The organism is Micromonospora sp. NPDC004704, from assembly GCF_053601675.1.
The window spans coordinates 32,967-53,885 of record NZ_JBSGCD010000021.1; the positions used below are offsets into that span (position 1 = coordinate 32,967).

The window sequence follows — 20,919 nt, forward strand, 5'->3', positions numbered from 1 at the left end:
TCATGACCGACCCCCGGACCAGCAACCGCATCCCCGCCCCGCTCTACGCCGTCGCCGGTGTCGGCGACCTCGCCCTCCAGCAGCTCCGCAAGCTGCCCGCGGTGGTCACCGAGCTGAGCGAGAAGGCCGCCGTCAGCACCGCCGAACTCCGCGACAAGGCCGTCACGGGAACCGGGGAACTGCGCGAGCGCGCCGTCACCGGCACCACCGGGCTGCGCGAGCGGGCGGCCACCATCACCACCGCCGAACTGCGCGAGACGGCCGCCACCCGTGCCGCCGAGTTGCGTGAGCGGGCGGTCACCGGCACGGCCGAGCTGCGCGAACGCGCGACCGACGTGCTGCGTACCGCGAACACCACCGCGGCCGGGCTCCGTGGCCGCGCGGCCGCCCCCGAGCTGGACGTCCGCCGGCTGCGTACCGCGGCGATCCGCAACGCCGCCGTGGTCGTCTCCGGCGCCTACACCGCCTCCGAGCGGGCCGCCGCCGCTTACGAGGCCCTGGTCGCCCGGGGCGAGCGGGTGGTCGGCGCGGCCGGCACCCCGGCTACCGCCCCGCACCACACCGCACCGAAGTCCGCGGACATGGACGCGCCCGAGGTGCCCGCCGAACTGACCGCCACCCCGGAGGTCCTGGCCAGCAAGGACACGGTGGCCAAGGCCGCCGCGACCAAGGCCACCCCGAGCCCGGCGGCGAAGACCCCCAAGGCGCCGACCACCAAGGCCACCGCCGCAAAGGCGCCGGCCACCGCCAAGGCGCCGGCCGCGAAGACCACCGCGACCAAGGCGACCAGGTCGGCCAAGAACGCCGCGACCACCGACGAGAAGTAGGCACAGGTCGGACAGGCCCCGGGTACGGCATGTAGCCCGTACCCGGGGTTGCCGACATAAGCTTCACGGCATGGTTACTGCCGCGCCGATCTTCTACTCCGACGTACGGACCGTCATCGAGTTGGTGCTCCTCGTCTTCGCTCTCATCATCGAGGGAGTGGCGCTGGTGCACGCCATCACCCAGCGATCGGACGCCTTCCCGGCGATCGGCACCCTGCCCAAGGGCGGCTGGATCGCCATTCTCGGCGTCTGCCTGGCGCTGACCCTGCTCGGCTTCGGCGTACTCAGCATCTTCGGCCTGATCGGCATCGCCGCCGGTCTGATCTACCTGCTGGACGTCCGGCCCGGACTGCGTGACCTGACCGACGGCAAGGGCTTCTGGTGAGAGATTTCCGCTGGCCTCCGCCGCCGGACGGCGGGCCTCGGACGTACGGACCCGGTCCCAGCGCACCCCGGACCGGGCGACCGGCGCTGCCCGAACCGGAGACGGAACTGGTCACCACCCCGCACGGCCTACGGCTGGAGCGGCTGGTCACCGGCGCCGGTGACCCGGTGACCGTCTTCGCGCACGGTCTGGGCGGTGGCATCGCCGTCACCCGACCGTTGGGCAGTGCGGTCAACGGCCGGCGGGTGTTCTTCCAGTTCCGGGGCCACGGCCGGTCGGACGCGCCGGACGGCGAGTGGACCTACCTGGACCTGGCCCGCGACCTGCGGGCGGTCGCCGACCTGAGCCGGGCCACCCGGGCGGTCGGCGTCAGCCTCGGCGCCGGTGCGCTGACCCGGCTGCTGCTGGAGAGCCCGGAACGTTTCGACCGGGCCGTCTTCTTCCTGCCGGCGGTGCTGGACGAACCTCGGCCGGCGGCGGCCCGCGAGCGGTTGACCATGCTGCTCGAAGCGGTACGCAGCGGCGACCCCGCGACGGTGGCGGAGGTGGCTTCCGCGGAACTGCCGGCGGCGGTACGGAACACCCCGGCCGGTTGGGCGTACCTGCGTCAGAGGATCGACCAGTTGATGCGGGACGGGTTGGCGGACGGGTTGGCGGGCCTGCCGGACCAGGTGCCCGTACGCGACGCCTCGGCCCTCGCCGCCGTCACCGCCCGCGCCCTGGTGATCGGTTGTGCCGGTGACGAACTCCACCCGGTGGCGGTCGCGGAGCAACTCGCCGCCGCCCTGCCGAACGCCACCCTGCACGTGTACGACCGCCCCGGTGTGCTCTGGACGCACCGCGCCGACCTGCGTGGACGCGTCTCCGAGTTCCTGAACGGGCAGTAGTCCCGGCGCGGTTTCGCAACGTCGAGAGGGTCAGCCGGCGGGTCGGCCGTAGCTGGCCGCCCGTACGTCGAGCAGCCAGCGTTCCACCGTCTCCTCGTCCGGCCGCTCCGGCAGCGGCGTACGGATGGCGTCGAAGTCCCGTTCGGCCTCGGCCAGGAGGTTCCGCGCCCGGTCGACCCGGCCGGCGGCGACCTGCTCGCCGAAGTCCACGAAGGATCGCGGGTCGTCCAGGCGGATCGGCAGGTGGCCGGTGGCGTAGAGCAGCCGGCCCTGGTGCAGGAGCCGGGCCAGGTGCCGGGCGTGTTTGGCGGTGCGTTGCCGGGTGTCGGCCGAGAACGAGCCGTCGCCGCGCGATTCGAGCTTGCGGAACTGCTGGCCGGCGTAGCCGAGGTAGGCGGACCGGACCCGGGGCGCCGCCAGGAATGCCGACCGGATCCCGATCAGCCGGTCGCCGAGGTCGGTCCGGGTTTCGTAGAGGTCGTCGGGCAGCCAGGCGAGTTCGGTCGCGGTCGGGTTGCCGCTCAGCGCGAGCCGGCACCACTTGCCCGCCTCGTGCAGCGTCCGGTCGGGTGCCGTGGTCACGATCGACTCCCTGGGCGGGTGCAGCCCGTGGAAGGCGACCGTGGGCGCGGCGAACAGGCCGAGCCGGTCCACGTCGGAACCGGGACCGGCCAGGCCGTACGCGGTCGAGCCGACGATTCCGGCGAGCAGCAGGCGCATGCCGGACATGATCGCGTACGGGACCGGGCGGGTGGACGGAGTTGTTGGTAAATCCGGCCATCGGCTGTCAGGTATTGCTGGTTACCTCGACGGTATGACCGAATCGAACCAACTCGGTACGACCGAATCGAACCGACCACTCAGCGGGAAGATCGCGCTCGTCGCCGGTGCCACCAGGGGCGCCGGCCGGCAGATCGCGGTGCAACTCGGCGCCGCCGGCGCCACCGTCTACGCGACCGGGCGCAGCACCCGCGGCCAACGGTCGGAAATAGACCGGCCCGAGACCATCGAGGAGACCGCCGAACTCGTCACCCGGGCGGGTGGCGTCGGCATCGGGGTTCCGGTCGACCACCTGGAGCCGCAGCGGGTGCAGGCCCTGGTGGAACGGATCGACCGGGAGCAGGGCCGGCTGGACGTGCTGGTCAACGACATCTGGGGGGCCGATTCGATGATCGGCTGGGACCAGCCGGTCTGGCAGCACTCGCTGACCGACGGGTTGCGTACGCTCCGGCTGGCGATCGACACCCACATGATCACCAGCCACTACGCGCTGCCGCTGCTGATCAGGTCGCCGGGCGGGCTGGTGGTGGAGATGGGCGACGGCACCCGCGAGTACAACGACAGCACGTACCGACTGAACGCGTTCTACGACCTGGCCAAGGTCGCGGTCACCCGACTGGCCTTCAGCCAGGCCCACGAACTGCGGGAGTACGGCGGCACCGCGGTCGCGCTCACGCCGGGCTGGCTGCGCTCGGAGACGATGCTCGACCTGTTCGGCGTCACCGAGGAGAACTGGCGGGACGCGACGGACAAGCAACCGCACTTTGTCATCTCGGAGTCACCGGCGTACGTCGGTCGGGCCGTCGCGGCGCTGGCCGCGGATCCGGACCGGGCCCGCTGGTCCGGCCAGTCACTCTCCAGTGGCCAACTCGCCCGGGTGTACGGCTTCACCGACCTGGACGGTAGCCAGCCCGACGCCTGGCGGTACATCGTCGAGGTGCAGGACCTCGACCGTCCCGCCGACGCCACCGGCTACCGCTGACCGGTGCGGCCGACCGCGGCCCGACAGGCGCGTCACGGTCGTCCGTCCGGTGACCCGTCGAGCGGTCGTTCGTCCGGTGACCGGTAGAGCGCGCTGAGTCGGACCGCCGCCTCGGCGAGCCGGGTACGCAGGGCCGGCGGGTCGAGCACCTCCACCTCCGGTCCGAACCGGAGCAGCATCGGAAAGGCGATGTCGAGCGACTCGACGGGCAGACGGGTCACCACCCAACCCTGCTCGTCGGGTTCGCCCGCGCCGGCAAGTGCCTCCTGCGCGGCCGGTGGCTCGACCACGTACCGCAGGGAGCGCAGTCCCGCCGGGCTCAGCCGTACGCCGATCCGGTCCGGGAACATGGCCCGGACAAAATTGCTCACCCCGGCCGACCAGAACCCGGCCAGGTCGAAGCTCTCGTCCCGGTCGAAGCCGTCGGTGGTGACCTCGACCCCGGTGACCCGGTCCACCCGGTACGTCCGGTGGTCGTCGCCGACCCGCCCGACCAGGTACCAGACCCCGCCCTTGAGCACCAGCCCGTACGGCTGCACGGTCCGGGTCACCTCACGGTCGCGCCGATAGCGCAGCTCGATCACCCGGTCCTGCCAGACCGCCCCGGCAAGGTCGGTGAGCAGCGGCGGCGGGTCGGCGGTCCCGAACCAGCCGGGTACGTCCAAATGGAACCGTTGACCGGAGCGCTGTGCGGCGTCCCGCAGTGGCGGGGGCAGTGCGGCCAGCACTTTCAACCGGGCAGCGGCGACCGGTTCGGCGAGCCCCATCTCGTCGACCGGTCCGGGCAGCCCGGAGAGGAACAGCGCCTCGGCCTCGGCGCGACTCAGCCCGGTCAGCCGGGTCCGGTAGCCGCCGACCAGCCGGTAGCCGCCGGCCCGCCCCCGATCCGCGTACACCGGCACCCCCGCCGCCCCCAACGCCAGCACGTCCCGATAGACAGTCCGCTCCGAAACCTCCAGTTCCTCCGCCAACTCCGCCGCCGTCATCACCCCCCGCCCCTGCAGCAGCAACACCAACGAAATCAACCGAGCCGCCCGCATCCCCCCATCCTCCCCTCCACCCCGGTTTACCCCGGTCCACCCCGGTTGACCTCGGTTGATCATGAAGTTAGCGACGGTTTCAAGCCGGAAACCGTCGCTAACTTCATGATCAACGGGGGTAGAACGGGGGGCAGTAGGGTTGCGGGTTGTGGGCGCAGCCAAGGTCGCGGGGCCGGCAGTTGGGGTGGTGTGGCAGTTTTTTGGTGGGGCCGGGTTGCTGGTGCGGGGGCTCGGGATGTACGCCCGTACGCCACGGCTGGTGTTGCTCGGGATCCTGCCGGCGCTGATCACCGGAGGGCTTTTCCTGGCCGGGTACGCCACACTGATCTACTTCGTCGACGACCTCGCCGGACTGGTCACCCCGTTCGCGGATGACTGGGCGAGCTGGGCCCGGGATCTGATCCGGGTGCTGGCCGGGTTCGCGTTCCTGGCCCTGGGGGCGGTGCTCGGCGTACTGACCTTCACAGCGGTCACCCTGGTCGTCGGCGACCCGTTCTACGAGGAGATCTCCGCTCGGGTCGAGGCTCGATACGGCGGAGTGCCGGGTGAGATCGAGGTTTCCTGGTGGCGGTCGCTGCGCCGGAGCATGGTCGACTCGCTGCGACTGGTGACCCGTTCCGTGCTGCTGGGCGTACCGCTGTTCTTCGCGGGTTTCATCCCGGTGGTCGGGCAGTTTGTCGTACCGGTGATCGCCGCGGCGGTCGGCGGCTGGTTCCTCGCCCTGGAACTGGTCGGCGCCCCCTTCTACCGCCGGGGGCTGCGGCTGCCCGACCGGCGGCGGCTGCTGGGCGCGCAGCGGCCGGTGTCGCTCGGCTTCGGGGTCGCCGTCTTCTGCTGCTTCCTGATCCCGCTCGGCGCGATCCTGGTCATGCCGGCGGCGGTGGCCGGCGCCGCCCTGCTCGCCCGCCGCTCGCTCGGCGAGTCCATCGACGAGCCGGGCCGGTGGACCGAACACCCGTCGCCGAGCGTGGAGGCTGATGGACATCGTGCTGGTCCAGGGTGACATCACCACGGTACGGGTCGACGTCATCGTCAACGCCGCCAACTCGTCGCTGCTCGGTGGTGGTGGCGTCGACGGCGCGATCCACCGGGATCTACCGCTGGCCGGTGGATGACGCGGTCCGGCAGGCGCTGGCCGTGCTGGGGACGGCCAGGCCGGCGAACCTCACCGAGTCCCGGCTGGTGCTTTTCGACGCGACCACCCTCTCCATCGCCGAACGGGTACGAGACGCCGGTTGAAGCTGTGCCGGCGCGGCCGGTCAGGCGGAGTCGCGGAGGATGAGTTCGGTCGGCAGGACCACCGCCGGCTCGACCTCCTCGCCGGCCGCGATCCGGAGCAGTTGCCGGGTCATCTCCCGGCCGATCTGCAGGATCGGCTGGCGGACCGTACTCAGCGGCGGATCGGTGTAGCGGGCCGACTCGATGTCGTCGAAGCCGATCACGGCCACGTCGTCGGGCACCCGGCGACCGGCCTCGCGCAGCGTACGCAGGGCGCCGTGCGCCATCAGGTCGGAGGCGACGAAGACCGCGTCGAGGGTGGGGTCGTCGTCGAGCAGTTGGCGCATGGCCAGTGCCCCGGACTCGCGGGTGAAGTCGCCGACGGCCACGATCGACCGGCGGCGGGAGTCCTGCAACTCGGTCCGATAGCCGGCCAGCCGCTCGATGCCGGCGACCATGTCCTGCGGGCCGGCGATGGTGGCGATCCGGCGCCGACCCGAGTCGAGCAGATGGCGTACGGCCTTGGCCACCCCGCCGATGTGGTCGACGTCGACGTACGGCACCGGCACGGTGGCCCGTCCCAGCGGCCGACCACCGCAGACGACCGGGATGCCCATCCGGGCCAGCGCGCTGGGCAGTGGGTCGGCACCGTGCAGCGAGGCGAAGAGCACCCCGTCGACGTGCCGACCCATCGCGTAGCTCTCCACCCGGTCGTGGCTGGCGGTGGAGCCGGCGAGCATGAGCACCAGTTGCTTGTCCGCCGCCTCCAACTCCTGGCTCACCCCCCGGATGATGCCGGGGAAGAAGTGGTCGTCGGAGAAGACCCGGGTGGCCGCCTCGGGCAGGATCAGCGCGATCGAGTCGGTTCGCTGGGTCACCAGGCTGCGGGCGGCCAGGTTGGGGACGTACCCCAGCTCCTGGACCGCCCGACGGACCGCTTCCCGGATCGGTTCGGCGACCGTGGTGGAGCCGTTGACCACCCGCGACACGGTCGCCCGGGAGACACCGGCGCGCCGCGCCACCGCCTCCAACGTCGGTCGCTCCCGCGCCATGGTCATGCCACCGCCTCCTACTTCTACTCGCCGTGCCGGCCGAATTAGAGGCCGTTGCGCCGGATGACCTCCTGGTACCACCGTGCGCTGTCCTTGAGCACCCGCCGCTGGGTCAGGTAGTCGACGTGAACGATCCCGAACCGCTTACGGTAACCCTCGGCCCACTCGAAATTGTCCAGCAATGACCATACGAGATACCCACGGAGGTCGACGCCCCTCGAAATGGCCTCGTGTGCGGCACGAAGGTGCCCGTCGAGGTAGTCCACCCGGTCGGCGTCCGGCACCCGGCCGTCGGCGTCGGGGTCGTCGCGGTTGAACTTGTCCGGGAAGGCGGCGCCGTTCTCGGTGATGATCATCGGTACGCCCGGGTAGTCCTCGGAGATGCGTACCAGCAGGGTGGTCAGGCCGCGCGGCTCGATCATCCAGCCCATGTCGGTGAGCGGGCCGACCGGGGCGACGAACTCGATCCCCTCGGTGCCCGGGTAGGCGCCGCCGCCACCGGTCGCGCCGTCGCGGGCGGTGACGTAGGTGGGCTGGTAGTAGTTGATGCCGAGCAGGTCGATCGGGACGTTGATGATTTTCTCGTCGCCGTCGCGCAGGTGGCTCAGGTCGGTGAACCGGGCCACGTGCTCCAGCACGTCGGCCGGGTACTCGCCGCGCAGCATCGGGTCCAGGAAGATCCGGTTGGCCAGGCCGTCGACCAGCCGTACCGCCGCCTGGTCCGCCGCGCTGGCGGGGTCGACCGGGATGGCGGTGGTCGGGTTGAGGGTGATACCCAGGGTCTGCGCGCCGGCCGCGCGCAGCGCCCGACCGCCCAGGCCGTGGGCCAGCAACAGATGGTGTACGGCCTTGAAGGCGGCTGCCGGGTCCTCACGACCGGGAGCGTGTACGCCGTTGCCGTACCCGAGGTAGGCCGAGCACCACGGCTCGTTCAGTGTGGTCCAGGTGCGGACCCGGTCGCCGAGTCGGGCGTAGACGGCGGTGGCGTAGTCGGCGAAGTACTCGGCGGTCGCCCGGTTGGTCCAGCCGCCCCGGTCCTCCAGGGTCTGCGGCAGGTCCCAGTGGTAGAGCGTGACGATGGGGTCGATGCCCCGTCCGATCAGCTCGTCCACCAGCCGGTCGTAGAAGTCCAGTCCGCGCGGGTTGACCGGGCCGGAGCCGTCCGGCTGGATCCGGGGCCAGGCCACCGAGAAGCGGTACGCGTGCAGCCCGAGGTCGGCCATCAGCGCCACGTCCTGCGGGTACCGGTGGTAGTGGTCGCAGGCCACGTCGCCGGTGTGGCCGGCGTAAACCTTGCCCGGCGTACGGCTGAAGGTGTCCCAGATCGACGGGCCGCGCCCGTCGTCCTGGGCCGCACCCTCGATCTGGTACGACGCTGTCGCCGCTCCCCAGACGAAGCCCTCGGGGAAGCGCACCGCCGCCTCCGCCGGTGCCGGGAGCACCGCTTGCTGCGTGTCAAGAGTGGTCATACCGTTACCGCACCTTTCCTGATGCCGCCGAGGATCCCGCGACGACGACGTGAACGACGAGCAGCGGCACCCGGGCGGTCGCGGCGCCCGACGCAGGTCCGCGTGCCATCCGAGCGGTGGCCGTTCGACGGGCGCGCGGGGAGACTTCTCTTCCGAGCGTGAACGCGGGTTACCCGAGTGTCAAGAGAGCGCTCTCACAAAGTTACACGGTGCCTCCACGTGATACGCGGGCGTAGTCATGGGCACCGCCGATCGGCGCCCGGCCCAGTATCGCCGGCCGGGCGCCACCCGTGGGGGACGGGAAAGATAAAGGGCTGAGAAACTCAGCCGGCCCGCAGACCCTGGAGCAGGGTCACGTCGCCGGAAACCTCGAGTACGTCGAAGTTGATCCGACCCCAGAGGGCAAGCAGCAGGTCGCTGGCGTTACCGGTGACGTGGGCGCGGGCATGGTGGTCGTCGCTGTCCAGGATCGTGTCCGTGTCCAGCAGGGCCACGCCGGTGCCCCGCAGCCGCAGGTACCAGTCCTGACCCGCGTCGACCGCGACCAGTTGCACCACGCCGTACCGGGGCTCGGGGGAGCGCCGCCGGCCCGCCGGCAACCAGGTGTCCAGCACCTCGCTCACCCCGTCGGCGGCGAGCTTCGCCTCGATCGGCTCGGCCGAGGCGATCGCCAACTGGGCGTCCCACCGGTGCACCGTGGTCTCGAGGGCCATCCGGCGCGGCCAGAACCCGACCTTCTTCGGCTGCGGCGCCCAGTTCCAGGCCGGCGTCTCCGGGTCGAGCGCGTCGAACGCGGTGAGGAGCTGGTCGTACTCGTGCTGCCACCACTCCAACCCGGCCGTGCCGGAGGGCAGACCGTCCTCCACCGGCGGTTGGCTCGGGGCCTCCACCCCGCCGCCGGTCACCACGCCCCGGACCCAGCGGTAACGGGAGCCGAGGTGGTGCACCAGGTCGGTGGTGGTCCAATCGGGACAGGACGGCACCGGAGCATCCGGCGGCGCCTCGGCCACGGCCGCGCGGAATGCCGGCCCGTCCGCCCGCAGCGCACCGAGCCAGAAATCCTTCGTGCCGTGCAGTCTGCTCATCACGATCCTCCCGCGCTACCGGGCCACCAGAAGGGTCGCCTGGCTCGCCTCCAGCCTAGGGTGAACAACGCGCCAGACGTTAACGCCCATTCGACCAACGCCGATTTTGGCGCGCCAATCGGTCCCGCAAGAACAATCGGATTAAATCGTACAAGGCTTATGGCGGGTGGAACCGCTCGGGCGGGCGGGACCGCGAGCTGCCAGCTCAGGAGCCGGGTCGGCGGCGAGGTCAGGGCGCGACGGCGGACCAGGCGACGGTGATCTCGCCGAGCCGCCACCGGGCCGCCCGGTCGAGCACCGGCCACCCGGCGTCCCGAACCGAGGCGACCGTACGCAACCAGCGCTGCCGGGGACCGAAGGTCGCGTACGCGGCCGCGTCGCGCCACCCGTCGTCCAGCGCCCGGACCAGCGCGTTCACCCCGGTACCCGGCACGTTGTGGTGGATCAGCGCCTTCGGCAGCCGCTCGGCCAGCGCCGCCGGACTCTCCAGAGTGGCGAGCCTCGGCGCCAGGGTCAGCGACCGTGGCTGCCCGCTCCCGTCCACCAGCACCCAGGTCGCCAGCCGCCCCAACTCGTCACAGGTGCCCTCGACGACCAGCCCGTCCGGGGCGAGCCCGGCGGCCATCGTCCGCCACGCCGGGCCGACCGCCGACTCCTCGTACTGGCGGAGCACGTTGAAGACCCGGACCACCACCGGGCGCAGACCGGCGAGTTCGAAGCCACCACGGGCGAAGGTGAGCCACGGTGGGTCGGCCGAGGCGGCGGCGGCTGCCACCCGTACCGGATCGATCTCCAGCCCGACCACCCGGACGTCCGGCCGGACCGCGACGGCCAGCCGGGCCCGCAGCTCGACGGCGGTGACCGGGGTGGCGCCGTAACCGAGGTCGACCACCAGCGGATCCACCGCGTCGCGCAGCGGACCGGCGCAGCAGGCCGCGATCCAGTTGTCCACCCGGCGCAGCCGGTTGGGATTGGTCGTGCCCCGGGTCACCACCCCCAGCGGCCGGCGCGGCGGTGGCATCAACCCGTCCGGTGGCGTCGGCTCGGCGGCGGCATCAGGTCACCCGGTGCACCTTGTGCTGGGCCGCCTGGGCGACCGGGCGGACCACCAGCCGGTCCACGTTGACATGTTGCGGTCGGGTGGCGCACCAGGCGATGCAGTCCGCGATGTCGTCCGCGACCAGCGGCTCCGCCACCCCGGCGTAGACCGCCGCCGCCCGTTGCTCGTCCCCGCCGAAGCGGTGCAGCGCGAACTCGTCCGTCCGGACCATGCCCGGGTCGATCTCGATCACCCGGATCGGCCGGCCGACCAGTTCCAGCCGCAGGGTACGGGTGAGCGCGGTCTGGGCGTGCTTGGCCGCGGTGTAACCACCGCCGCCCTCGTAGACGTCCAGCCCGGCGGTCGAGCTGACCACGATCACCGTCCCGGCGCCGGAGGCCTCCAGCACGGGCAGCACCTCGCGGGTCACCCGCAGCGTGCCGAGCACGTTCACGTCGTACATCCACTGCCAGTCGGCGACCGAGGCGGACTCCACCGGATCGAGGCCGATCGCCCCACCGGCGTTGTTCACCAACAGCTTCACCGGCCCCGGCAGCCCGGCCGCGGTACGCGCCAGGGCCGCCACGGACTCGTCCGAGGTCACGTCGCAGACGGCGGCGGTGGCCGTACCGCCGTTCTTCTCGATCTCTTCGACCAGTTCGGCCAGCCGGTCGGCGCGACGGGCGGCGGCCAGGACGTGAAAGCCCTCGGTGGCCAGCCGCCGGGCGGTGGCCGCGCCGATCCCGCTGGAGGCACCGGTGACGATCGCGACAGGAGTCATCCCGGCATTGTTTCCCATCGACGGGCCCCTCCGGCCGCAGGGCGGCGGATGAGGTCGGTCACCCGTGCGGGTACCGGGATGAATGGTTCTGGCTTGATCGGGAAGATGAGGTTCGACGTAACGGTTGATGTCTGGGGCGCCCGGATCATGCCGGACCGCGTGTCACCTTGACCAAAGGAGTGGTTGTGGCGGAATCGCACACGGGCGTCGGGCGGCAGCGGGGCGCCCGGCCATGGCCGACACCGGCCCGGATCGCCACCGTTTCCGTGCACACCTCACCGTTGCACCAGCCGGGCACCGGCGACGCCGGTGGCATGAACGTCTACATCGTCGAGGTCGCCCGGCGGCTGGCCGACGCCGGTGTCGAGGTGGAGATCTTCACCCGCGCCACCGAGAGCGGCCTGCCGCCGGTGGTCGAGATGGCGCCGGGGGTCCTGGTCCGGCACGTCACCGCGGGCCCGTTCGAGGGCCTCGCCAAGGAGGAACTGCCGGGTCAGCTCTGCGCCTTCACCAACGGGGTGCTGCGGGCCGAGGCGGCCCACCCGCCGGGCTTCTACGACCTGATCCACTCGCACTACTGGCTTTCCGGACACGTCGGCTGGCTGGCCAAGGAACGCTGGGGCGTACCGCTGGTGCACACCGCGCACACCCTGGCGAAGGTGAAGAACTCGCGGCTCGCCGAGGGGGACCGGCCGGAGCCGAAGTACCGGGTGATCGGCGAGGAACAGCTCGTCGCCGAGGCCGACCGGATGGTGGCGAACACCGCCGTCGAGGCCCGCGACCTGATCGCCCGCTACGCGGCCGACCCCACCCGGGTCGCGGTGGTCGAGCCCGGCGTCGACCTGGACCGCTTCCGGCCGGCTCCGACCGGGTCGGGCACCGACGGCCGGGTCGCCGCCCGCCGCCGTCTCGGCTTGCCCGAGTACGGGTACGTGGTCGCGTTCGTCGGCCGGATCCAGCCACTGAAGGCCCCCGACGTGCTGCTGCACGCGGTCGCCGCGCTGCGTGAGCGTGACCCGCACATCGCCGACCAGTTGACGGTCGTGATCGCGGGCGGCCCGAGCGGGAGCGGGCTGGACCGGCCCACCGCCCTGATCGAGTTGGCCACCTCCCTCGGCATCACCGAGTCCGTCGTGTTCCGGCCGCCCTGCACCGGCGAGGACCTGCCGGACCTGTACCGGGCGGCCGACCTGGTGGCGGTGCCGTCGTACTCCGAGTCGTTCGGGCTGGTGGCCCTGGAGGCGCAGGCGTGCGGTACGCCCGTTGTCGCCGCCGCCGTGGGCGGCCTGGTCACCGCCGTACGGGACGGGGTGAGCGGGATCCTGGTCGACGGGCACGACCCGGTCGACTGGGCCCGTACGCTCAGCGGCCTGCTCACCGCGCCCGGCCGGCGGGCGGCGCTCTCCGCCGGTGCGGTCCGGCACGCCCAGGACTTCTCCTGGACCAGGACCGCCTCCGGGCTGCTCGCGGTCTACCGTGGTGCGGTGGCGGAGCACCGGGACAGGCTGGCGTCGGAGTTGGGCGGGACCGGGGTCGGGGCGAGCGTGGTGCTGCCGGCGGGGGTCCGGTGAGCCGGCCGACCGGGTGGGGCGACCGATGACCGGGCGGGAAGAGCGGGCCCGGATCGGTGCGCTGATCGAGTCGGCCTGCGCCGAGCGGGAACTGCCCTGTGAACCGACGGGTGAGTTCGCGTACGCGGTCACGCTGCCCGGCACCCACAAGCTCAAGACGATCTGCAACCTGATCGTCGGGGAGCACGCGCTACGGGTCGAGGCGTTTGTCATGCGCCAGCCGGACGAAAGGCGCGAGGAGTTGTGGGCCTGGCTGCTGCGGCGCAACGCCCGGATGTACGGGGTGGCGTTCTCCATCGACGCCGTCGGCGACGTCTACCTGACCGGCCGGGTGGGCCTGGGCGGGGTGGACGAGGACGAACTGGACCGGCTGCTCGGTTCGGTGCTGAGTTACGCCGACGATTCGTTCGACACGATGTTGGAGATCGGTTTCGGTACGGCGATCCGCCGGGAATGGGATTGGCGCCTCAAGCGGGGTGAATCAGTGGCGAATCTGGCGGCGTTCTCCCATCTTTTCGAGCCGTCGAAATCCGTCGAGCCTGATTTGGACCGCCCCTGACGGGTATGGCAGCGGTGGCGCACGGACGATCGGGTACGCGCGCCCCATGCCGATGACAGACTGTCCAGGGAGCGTGAGAATCTCATGGCTCAAGCTCAACGAAGCAGTTCGAGTCGCGGCGGCAACGCGACCGCGACCAGGAACCGGACGATCAGCGCCGGAAGCAGCAGTCCGAGTGACATCGCCCAGATGACCGCCGAACAGATCCGTGGGCAGCTTCGCAAGCGCGGCGTCACCGGTATCTCGGCGTTGCGCAAGGGCGACCTGGTGCAGGCCCTGGCGAGGGCGCTGCGCAACGAGGGGCGTCGCGGCGGTGGTTCGGCGAGGACGAGCACCCGTCCGACGAAGCGGACCGCGTCGGCGGCACGCAAGACCAGTCCGGCGCGCAAGAGCACCGCGTCGGCGCGTACGACCGCCTCGGCGGCGCGTAAGAGCGCCTCGACGGTGGCGCGCAAGGCCACCTCGGCCGCGCGCAAGAGCACCTCTCCGTCGCGGAGCAGGACCACGTCGGGCGGGGTGAGCGCGTCGGCCCGTCAGCGCCGCTCGTCCCCGTCGAAGGCGTCACCGAGTACGGCGGCGCGTACCGCCGAGCGGGCGAAGGCCGCGGCGGCGAACGGGATCCGGATCGGCCGGACCATGTCCCGGTCGCTGAAGTACGCCCAGCCGATCTCCTCTCCGGACCAGAAGCCGGAACGGCCGGGGCGGAGTCTCGTCACCACCAGTCACGAGGTGATCCGCCGTTGGGCGCAGGCCCGTAAGGCGAAGCCGGCGACGATCGAGGGTACCGAGCGGGATGGTCGGGCCGGCGTACTGACGTTCAACTTTCCGGGGTGGCGGGAAGGTGGCCGGCTGAAGCAGATCACCTGGGATCAGTGGTTCAAGACGTTCGACCTGCGTCGCCTGAATTTCATCTACCAGGAGAGGCGTTCGGACGGTAAGCAAAGTAACTTCTTCAAGCCGGAATCACCGGACCGTGAGGATGGCTGAACATGGTGGAGTTGGTTCGTGGACGGCACCGCTGAATGCGGGTGTCGTGTGACCGGCGAAACAGTGACTGAGCTTGTGCCGGTTACGGACCGCGAACTACCGTGAGCGCGGGCGCCACGCTCGGAACGGTTCGGGGGAACCGCGAATCGATCAGATTCGAGCACGAGTGGGCGGCGCCCGGGGGACGGGTGGCACTAAGCCGTTGGGGGACGGCGCCACCTGAGACCGGCGGTGTGAGCGGGCGACGCTTACGGGGGTGAGTGTCGCCCGCCGCCGCCGGGCCGCACAACGAAGCCGGCGCGTGAGAACTCGTTCCGCGCCGGCTTCGGCGTGCCCTACCCTGCCTCGCTGTTCGGCGACAGCTCCGGGCTATTCCGCGACCGCTCCGGCGGCGTGCGGCAGCGGCCCGGTCGGGGACGCGGATCGGATCGCCGCGACCCTGCGCTCGCGGGCCGGGCCGGCGAGCAGGTGCCCGAGTGCGGCGGCCAACCCGAGACCACCGGCGATGATCCAGTGCCAGTCGCCGAGGTACTGCAGGCTGACCCCGCCCACGGCCGGCGCGACGAACGCCGCCGCGGGGAAGGTCAGGTAGAACACCGACTGGTAGCGGGCCCGCAGCACGGCCGGGGCCAGTTCCGCGTTGATCTCCGCGTTCGGCGGCGCGGCCAGCATCGAGCCGACCGTCCAGATCACCGCCGCGGTCAGGTAGACCGGCAGGTGGTCGGCGAGGGCCAGCGCCCCGAACCCGACGGCGAGCAGGGCGGTCGAGACGGCCAGGACCACGTGCTTGCGGTACCCGTCGATCAGCCGGGGCACGAACAGTTGCCCGACCACGATCAGCGCGCCGCCGAGTGCGACCACCACGCCGTACGACGCCGGACTCAGGCCGTCGGCCCGCATCGCCAGGGGCATGATGGTCGAGGTCTGCGTGGTGAGCACGGCCAGCACGAAGGTCAACCCCACGAACACCATGAACGTACGGTCGGTCAGCGCGGTGACCAGTCCGGCCTGCCGTCGCGGAATCCCACCGGCTCGTGTCCCCGGCGCGGCGGCCCGTCGGCGGGTCTGCCGGCGCAGCGTCTCCGGCACCTTCCACGCGATCAGCCCGGTGGTGATCAGCGTGGCGGCGGCGTCGACCAGGAACAACGCCAGGAAGCTCGTCTCGGCGAGCAGTCCGGCAAGGAACGAGGCGGCGGCCATCCCCAGGTTGAAGGCCCAGAACTGGAGGTTGAACGCCCGCGACCGGCGGTCGGAGGGCACCACGTCGATGATCGCCGCGACGAACGCCGGCCCCGGCATCGAGTGCACCACCCCGATCAGCCCGGCGAGTACGGCGATCGCCGCCAGGTCGGTGGTGAACGCGAGTACGGCCATGCCGAGCGCGGCGGCCAGGTGGGACCAGACCAGGGTGGCCCGTCGTCCCCAACCGTCGGCGAGCACCCCGCCGAGCAGTACGCCCACCGCACCGCCCGCGCCGTACGCGCCGACCACCAGACCGGCCAGCCCCTCGCTGGCTCCACGGCTGTCGGTCAGGTAGAGCGACAGGAAGAGCATCGCGAACGCGCCGACCCGGTTGATCAGCAGCCCGGTCCAGAGGTACCAGTAGGTGGCGGGGAGTCCTCCGGCGGTTTCGCGCAGCCAGCTCCGCACCGCGTACCTCTTCTCGAAAGTTTCTTTCCAGTCCAGCTTGATCCTAAAAACCACACCAGCCCAGCACCACCGTGCCGAACGTCACCCGGCTCCGACGGCCGAGCGGGGGGTCAGGCGGCCTGAGAGGTGAGGACCGGAGCGGTGGCGTCGGGCTGGACGGCGGGGCGGCGGAGTTCCACCGCGCGGCGCTCGCGTACGGGTCCGGAGAGGAGGTGCGCGACGGCCAGGGCGAAGCCGATGGCGGCGCAGCCGAGCCAGAGGGTGGAGTTGCCCAGGTGCTCGCGTACGAGGCCGCCGAGGATCGGGGCGCTGAACCCGGCCACCGACCAGGAGAGCGCGAAGACCCCCTGGTAACGCCCGCGTTTGCCGGGCTGGGAGAGCTCGGCGATCAGGGTGGAGTTGGACGGCGAGTTGAGCATCTCGCCGAGGGTCCAGGTCAGCACGGTGAGCGCGTAGAACCAGGCCGCGTCGGCGAAGGCGGTCAGGCCGAACCCCACCCCCATGATGATCGCGGCCAGGGCGAGTACGTGCGACCGGCTGCGACCCCGGATCAGCCGGGGGACAAAGAGCTGACCGCCGACGATCAGGATCCCGTTCAGGGCGATCACGGTCCCGTAGGTCGAGGGGGCCAGCCCGTCCTCTCCCATCGCGATCGGGAGCATCGAGATGTGCTGCACGAAGACCAGCGCGGTGAAGAGGTTGATCAGTACGAAGCCGAGGAAGACCCGGTCACCCAGGACGCTGAGCAGCCCGTCCCCGGCGCGCCCGGTACGCGTACCCGGGGTTGACGGAACGCGACCGACGGGGATCCGGCGCGGCTCGCGGACCTTGAGGAAGATGACCGCCGCGGTGGTCAGCGTGGTGGTCGCGTCGATCAGGAAGAGCAGTTCGTAACTGACCTGGGCGGCGAATCCGGCGAGGATCGCGGCGCAGGCGAAGCCCAGGTTGATGGCCCAGTAGTTGAGCGAGAAGGCGCGCAGCCGGTCCCGTTCCGGCACCACGTCGACCATCATCGCGGCGAACGCCGGCCGGGCCGACTCGGCGAACATGCCGAGCAGGAGCGCGCCGGCCGCGATCACCCAGAGTCCACGGGCGAAGCCCAGGGCCACCATCATCGAGGCGGCGCCGATATGGGCGGTGAGCAGCGTGGGCCGCCGGCCCCACCGGTCGGCGAGGATGCCACCGCTGAGGGTCCCGACCGTCCCGCCGGCCCCGTAGAGGCCGATCACCAGACCGGCTTCCACCGAGGAGAAGCCCCGCGCGGTGGTCAGGTAGATGGCGAGAAAGATCAGTACGAATGAACCGAGGCGGTTGATCAACGTACCGGTCCAGAGGTACCAGAACGTGGCGGGTAGCCCGCCGGTGGTGTTACTGACCCAGCCCCGTACCGACCGCACGTCGCCCCCCGGATGCGTAATGACCGACGTCCGGTCAATGCCTTACCAACCTAGTCGTCGTGATCACCCGGAGTCATGTTGATTTCCACGTGGCGGTCGTCACCGGCGGGTGTCGGCACGTCAGAACCGGGCCTGCGGAAGGATGTGGGGCATGACAGTTGGGACCCTCGTGCTGCTGCGGCACGGCGAGAGTGATTGGAACGCCAAGAACCTCTTCACCGGCTGGGTCGACGTGGACCTGACCGCGAAGGGTGAGGGCGAGGCGAGGCGCGGTGGCGAGCTGCTGCGCGAGCACGACCTGCTTCCCGACGTGGTGCACACCAGCGTGCTGCGTCGGGCGATCCGGACCAGCGAGTTGGCGCTGAACGCCGCCGACCGGCACTGGATCGCGGTGCGCCGGTCGTGGCGGCTCAACGAGCGGCACTACGGCGCTCTTCAGGGCAAGGACAAGAAGCAGACCCTGGCGGAGTACGGCGAAGAGCAGTTCATGCTCTGGCGCCGGTCGTACGACACGCCTCCGCCCCCGATCGACGACAACGACGAGTGGTCGCCGGCCGGTGACCCCCGTTACGCCCTGGTCCCGCCGGAGCTGATGCCCCGTACGGAGTGCCTCAAGGACGTGGTCGAGCGGATGCTGCCGTACTGGTACGACTCGATCGTGCCGGACATCCTCGCCGGTCGTACCGTCCTGGTGGCGGCGCACGGCAACTCGCTGCGGGCCCTGGTCAAGCACCTGGACCAGGTCTCCGACGAGGCGATCGCCAAGCTGAACATCCCGACCGGGATCCCGCTGCGCTACGACCTCGACCCGCAGCTTCGTCCGGTCACCTCCGGCGGCACCTACCTCGACCCGGAGGCCGCGAAGGAGGCCGCCGCCGCGGTCGCCAACCAGGGCCGCTGACCTCCGAAGCCGACAGGTACGCAGAAGGGGCCCTTCCTCGCCGTTCCAGGCGCGGGAAGGGCCCCTCTCCTACATCTTGGCGCTGGGCACGCTACTCGCCGGCGGGTCGCTCGTCCGAGAACTCGCCGGCCGCCAGCTCGTCGGAGAACTCTCCGGTCACCAGGTAGACGACCCGCTCACCGGCGTTGACCGCGTGGTCGGCGTACCGCTCGTAGAAACGCCCGAGCAGTGCCCCGTCGATCCCGGTCTCCACCCCGTACGGCCAGTCGTCGCTGAGCAGCACCGCGAACAGGTCGCGGTGCAGGTCGTCCATGGCGTCGTCGTCCCGCTCCAGTTCGGCGGCGAGGTCGGCGTCGGGCTTGGAGAGGACCTGGCCGATCTTGTGGGCGATCCGGTCGGCGACGGCGGCCATGTCGGTGAAGACCCCCCGCAGCTCGGCCGGTACGGCCGGCGACGGGTGCCGGCGCAGTGCCGTCTTGGCGACGTGGTCGGCGAGGTCGCCCATCCGTTCGAGATCGGCCGCGACGTGCAGTGCGGTGATCACCGCTCGTAGGTCGGAGGCGACCGGTGCCTGACGGGCGAGCAGGTCGGCGACCCGCTCCTCCACCTGCCGGTAGATGCTGTCGATCTCGGCGTCGCGGGCGATCACGGCCTCGGCAGCCGCCCGGTCGGCGGTGAGCAGCGCCTTGGTGGCCTTGCTCATCGCCGCACGGACAGCCTCCGCCATGTCCACCAGTAGTTGGCTGACGATGTGCAGGTCGGTCCGGAACTCGTCGCGCATGATCACGTCCTGTGGTCGGTGGGCTCGCCGGTGGGCCACCGCCGCCGACGGACCCGCACGGGGTTGGGGCAGGTAACCCGCCCACCGTAGGGCGGCCGGACGGCCCGTGGGTGAACGCAGGTGAACGACGCGAGGCCGGAGCGTGAACTTTGCCATGCCCGCGCCCGAAATGTCCTGTTGTATGGGGCCACCCGGATAACAATGACCCTACGATCGCCGGGTGGAATGGGGGGTCGTAGCCGGCGTGGCCGGTGGACTGGTGATCGGGCTGATCATCGGTCCCATGCTGGTGCGCGCCATCCGGCGGGCACCGGAGCACGGCGTGCGGCGACTCCCGGGCGGGGGCGACCTCACCCCAGCCGACGGGAGGCCGGCGATCGCGAAACACCAGAAGGCCGAACCGTCCGGGCTCGGCCGCAAGAGCATCGACTCCCTGCGGGTCGGCGTTGTGGTCCTGGACACCGAGGACGTACCGGTCCTGATCAACCCGGCCGCGCGGGCCATGGGCCTGCTCCGCGCCGGAGTCAGTCCCGGCACGATCGCCGCGCACCCGATCATCCGTACGCTGGCCGGCCAGGTGCGCCGGACCGGGGTACGGCGTGAGGTCGAACTCGACCTGCCGCGTGGCCGCGACGGCGGAACCCACGATCCGCTCGGTGTGCACCTGCGCGCGATGGGGATCGGCAACGGGTTCGTCGCGGTCGAGGCCGCCGACGTGACCGAGTCGCACCGGGTCGCCCGGGTACGGCGGGACTTCGTGGCCAACGTCAGCCACGAGCTGAAGACCCCGATCGGGGCGCTGCAACTGCTCGCCGAGGCGTTGCTCGACGCCACCGAGCCGCCCGCCGACAACGGGGGCGTCGAGCCGTCCGAGGACGTGGTCGCGGCCCGGCGCTTCGCCGAGCGGATCCAGCACGAGTCGACCCGACTCGGCCGGCTGGTCAACGAGCTGCTCGAGCTCACCCGGTTGCAGGGGGCGGAGCCGCTGCCGGAGCCGGAGCCGGTCGCACTGGACTGGGTGGTGGCCGAGGTCATCGACCGGACCCGGACCACCGCCTCCGCGCGCAAGGTCGAGGTCGTGGTCGAGGGCCAGCGCGACCTGACCGTGTACGGCAGCGACAGCCAGGTCGCCACCGCCGTCGCCAACCTGGTGGAGAACGCGATCGCGTACTCCGCCGAGGAGACCAGGGTGACGGTGACCACACGGGCGGACGACGACCACGTCCAGATCTCGGTGGCCGACCAGGGCATCGGGATCGCCCCGAACGAGGTGGACCGGATCTTCGAGCGCTTCTACCGCGCCGACCAGGCCCGATCCCGGGCCACCGGCGGCACCGGGCTCGGCCTGGCGATCGTGAAACACATCGCCACCAACCATGGCGGACGGGTCGAGGTGTCAAGCACGCTAGGTGGAGGCTCGACGTTCACCCTGCGGTTGCCCGCCAGCCCGCCGGACGCTGTCCTACCGCTACCCCCGTCAATTGAGATCGATACCGGTCCGACCCAGTAACCCCAGGTCGGACAGAGG

Annotated in this window: 23 protein-coding genes and 1 pseudogene; 12 read left to right on the top strand and 12 right to left on the bottom strand. The window is 71.2% G+C overall.

The genetic code is table 11. From position 1 onward, the window contains the following. Positions 1-2: 2 nt before the first annotated feature. From ACWEFB_RS25120 to ACWEFB_RS25130, 3 genes are all read left to right on the top strand, one after another. Complete coding sequence (locus tag ACWEFB_RS25120) at positions 3-827, top strand: hypothetical protein (protein WP_452289171.1); 825 nt, start codon at positions 3-5, stop codon at positions 825-827. 70 nt (positions 828-897) lie between these two features. After that, positions 898-1,212, top strand: coding sequence for a DUF2516 family protein (locus tag ACWEFB_RS25125; RefSeq protein WP_326562349.1), 315 nt, complete (start codon positions 898-900; stop codon positions 1,210-1,212). Further along, positions 1,209-2,099, top strand: a complete 891-nt coding sequence (locus ACWEFB_RS25130) for an alpha/beta fold hydrolase (protein ID WP_452289174.1) — start codon at positions 1,209-1,211, stop codon at positions 2,097-2,099. Before ACWEFB_RS25125 ends, ACWEFB_RS25130 begins: the two co-directional genes overlap by 4 nt. Before the next feature lie 30 nt (positions 2,100-2,129). Here the strand turns inward: ACWEFB_RS25130 and ACWEFB_RS25135 are convergent, their stop codons facing one another. Beyond that, a complete protein-coding gene (locus ACWEFB_RS25135) occupies positions 2,130-2,828 on the bottom strand; it encodes a nucleotidyltransferase domain-containing protein (RefSeq protein ID WP_452289176.1) in 699 nt (232 codons plus the stop codon). Positions 2,829-2,913: 85 nt separating this feature from the next. On the opposite strand from ACWEFB_RS25135, the gene ACWEFB_RS25140 reads away from it, so the two are divergent. After that, positions 2,914-3,861, top strand: a complete 948-nt coding sequence (locus tag ACWEFB_RS25140; protein WP_452289177.1) for an SDR family oxidoreductase — start codon at positions 2,914-2,916, stop codon at positions 3,859-3,861. A 32-nt stretch (positions 3,862-3,893) separates the two neighbouring features. Here ACWEFB_RS25140 and ACWEFB_RS25145 read toward each other — a convergent pair whose 3' ends face one another. Beyond that, positions 3,894-4,901: a helix-turn-helix transcriptional regulator gene (locus tag ACWEFB_RS25145; RefSeq protein ID WP_452289179.1), complete on the bottom strand. Its 1,008-nt coding sequence runs from the start codon at positions 4,899-4,901 to the stop codon at positions 3,894-3,896. Between the two features lie 148 nt (positions 4,902-5,049). On the opposite strand from ACWEFB_RS25145, the gene ACWEFB_RS25150 reads away from it, so the two are divergent. The 3 genes and pseudogenes from ACWEFB_RS25150 (at position 5,050) to ACWEFB_RS25160 (ending at position 6,140) form a co-directional block, all read left to right on the top strand. Beyond that, positions 5,050-5,904: an EI24 domain-containing protein gene (locus tag ACWEFB_RS25150; RefSeq protein ID WP_452289181.1), complete on the top strand. Its 855-nt coding sequence runs from the start codon at positions 5,050-5,052 to the stop codon at positions 5,902-5,904. After that, positions 5,879-5,989, top strand: a pseudogene (locus ACWEFB_RS25155) (macro domain-containing protein); the annotation flags it as partial. The gene ACWEFB_RS25150 and the pseudogene ACWEFB_RS25155, both read left to right, overlap by 26 nt. A 19-nt stretch (positions 5,990-6,008) precedes the next feature. Beyond that, on the top strand, positions 6,009-6,140 hold the full coding sequence (locus ACWEFB_RS25160) for a hypothetical protein (protein ID WP_452289183.1): 132 nt from the start codon (positions 6,009-6,011) through the stop codon (positions 6,138-6,140). Positions 6,141-6,160: 20 nt separating this feature from the next. Here ACWEFB_RS25160 and ACWEFB_RS25165 read toward each other — a convergent pair whose 3' ends face one another. From ACWEFB_RS25165 to ACWEFB_RS25185, 5 genes are all read right to left on the bottom strand, one after another. Next, positions 6,161-7,177, bottom strand: coding sequence for a LacI family DNA-binding transcriptional regulator (locus ACWEFB_RS25165; RefSeq protein ID WP_326562356.1), 1,017 nt, complete (start codon positions 7,175-7,177; stop codon positions 6,161-6,163). A gap of 38 nt (positions 7,178-7,215) precedes the next feature. Beyond that, a complete protein-coding gene (locus ACWEFB_RS25170; RefSeq protein ID WP_326562357.1) occupies positions 7,216-8,640 on the bottom strand; it encodes a GH1 family beta-glucosidase in 1,425 nt (474 codons plus the stop codon). A gap of 323 nt (positions 8,641-8,963) precedes the next feature. Further along, on the bottom strand, positions 8,964-9,725 hold the full coding sequence (locus ACWEFB_RS25175) for a maleylpyruvate isomerase family mycothiol-dependent enzyme (protein ID WP_326562358.1): 762 nt from the start codon (positions 9,723-9,725) through the stop codon (positions 8,964-8,966). 229 nt (positions 9,726-9,954) lie between these two features. Continuing rightward, positions 9,955-10,746, bottom strand: coding sequence for a class I SAM-dependent methyltransferase (locus tag ACWEFB_RS25180; protein WP_452289186.1), 792 nt, complete (start codon positions 10,744-10,746; stop codon positions 9,955-9,957). 34 nt (positions 10,747-10,780) lie between these two features. After that, complete coding sequence (locus tag ACWEFB_RS25185) at positions 10,781-11,545, bottom strand: SDR family oxidoreductase (RefSeq protein WP_452289188.1); 765 nt, start codon at positions 11,543-11,545, stop codon at positions 10,781-10,783. A 185-nt stretch (positions 11,546-11,730) separates the two neighbouring features. Here ACWEFB_RS25185 and mshA point away from each other — a divergent pair, with 185 nt between their 5' ends. Continuing rightward, entirely contained in the window at positions 11,731-13,116 is a 1,386-nt protein-coding gene (gene mshA, locus ACWEFB_RS25190) for a D-inositol-3-phosphate glycosyltransferase (RefSeq protein WP_452289190.1), read from the top strand. A 25-nt stretch (positions 13,117-13,141) separates the two neighbouring features. Further along, entirely contained in the window at positions 13,142-13,675 is a 534-nt protein-coding gene (locus tag ACWEFB_RS25195) for a YbjN domain-containing protein (protein ID WP_452289192.1), read from the top strand. 95 nt (positions 13,676-13,770) lie between these two features. On the opposite strand, the gene ACWEFB_RS25200 is transcribed toward ACWEFB_RS25195, so the two are convergent. Both ACWEFB_RS25200 and ACWEFB_RS25205 read right to left on the bottom strand, forming a co-directional pair. Beyond that, positions 13,771-14,181 carry a hypothetical protein gene (locus tag ACWEFB_RS25200; RefSeq protein WP_452289194.1) on the bottom strand — a complete coding sequence of 137 codons (411 nt, stop codon included), beginning with the start codon at positions 14,179-14,181 and terminating at the stop codon, positions 13,771-13,773. A gap of 27 nt (positions 14,182-14,208) precedes the next feature. Further along, positions 14,209-14,394, bottom strand: coding sequence for a hypothetical protein (locus tag ACWEFB_RS25205; protein WP_452289196.1), 186 nt, complete (start codon positions 14,392-14,394; stop codon positions 14,209-14,211). 10 nt (positions 14,395-14,404) lie between these two features. On the opposite strand from ACWEFB_RS25205, the gene ACWEFB_RS25210 reads away from it, so the two are divergent. Then, positions 14,405-14,662: a hypothetical protein gene (locus ACWEFB_RS25210; RefSeq protein ID WP_442792105.1), complete on the top strand. Its 258-nt coding sequence runs from the start codon at positions 14,405-14,407 to the stop codon at positions 14,660-14,662. Positions 14,663-15,031: 369 nt separating this feature from the next. Here ACWEFB_RS25210 and ACWEFB_RS25215 read toward each other — a convergent pair whose 3' ends face one another. Together ACWEFB_RS25215 and ACWEFB_RS25220 are read right to left on the bottom strand one after the other, a co-directional pair. Beyond that, positions 15,032-16,312, bottom strand: coding sequence for an MFS transporter (locus ACWEFB_RS25215; RefSeq protein WP_452289199.1), 1,281 nt, complete (start codon positions 16,310-16,312; stop codon positions 15,032-15,034). Positions 16,313-16,422: 110 nt separating this feature from the next. Next, positions 16,423-17,709, bottom strand: coding sequence for an MDR family MFS transporter (locus ACWEFB_RS25220; RefSeq protein ID WP_452289201.1), 1,287 nt, complete (start codon positions 17,707-17,709; stop codon positions 16,423-16,425). Positions 17,710-17,851: 142 nt separating this feature from the next. Between ACWEFB_RS25220 and ACWEFB_RS25225 the strand changes: the two genes are divergently transcribed. After that, positions 17,852-18,610, top strand: coding sequence for a phosphoglyceromutase (locus ACWEFB_RS25225; RefSeq protein WP_442792162.1), 759 nt, complete (start codon positions 17,852-17,854; stop codon positions 18,608-18,610). Between the two features lie 91 nt (positions 18,611-18,701). On the opposite strand, the gene phoU is transcribed toward ACWEFB_RS25225, so the two are convergent. After that, positions 18,702-19,391, bottom strand: a complete 690-nt coding sequence (phoU, locus tag ACWEFB_RS25230; RefSeq protein ID WP_452289203.1) for a phosphate signaling complex protein PhoU — start codon at positions 19,389-19,391, stop codon at positions 18,702-18,704. Positions 19,392-19,611: 220 nt separating this feature from the next. Here phoU and ACWEFB_RS25235 point away from each other — a divergent pair, with 220 nt between their 5' ends. Further along, positions 19,612-20,901 carry a sensor histidine kinase gene (locus ACWEFB_RS25235; protein WP_452289205.1) on the top strand — a complete coding sequence of 430 codons (1,290 nt, stop codon included), beginning with the start codon at positions 19,612-19,614 and terminating at the stop codon, positions 20,899-20,901. The last annotated feature ends 18 nt before the right edge of the window (positions 20,902-20,919 follow it).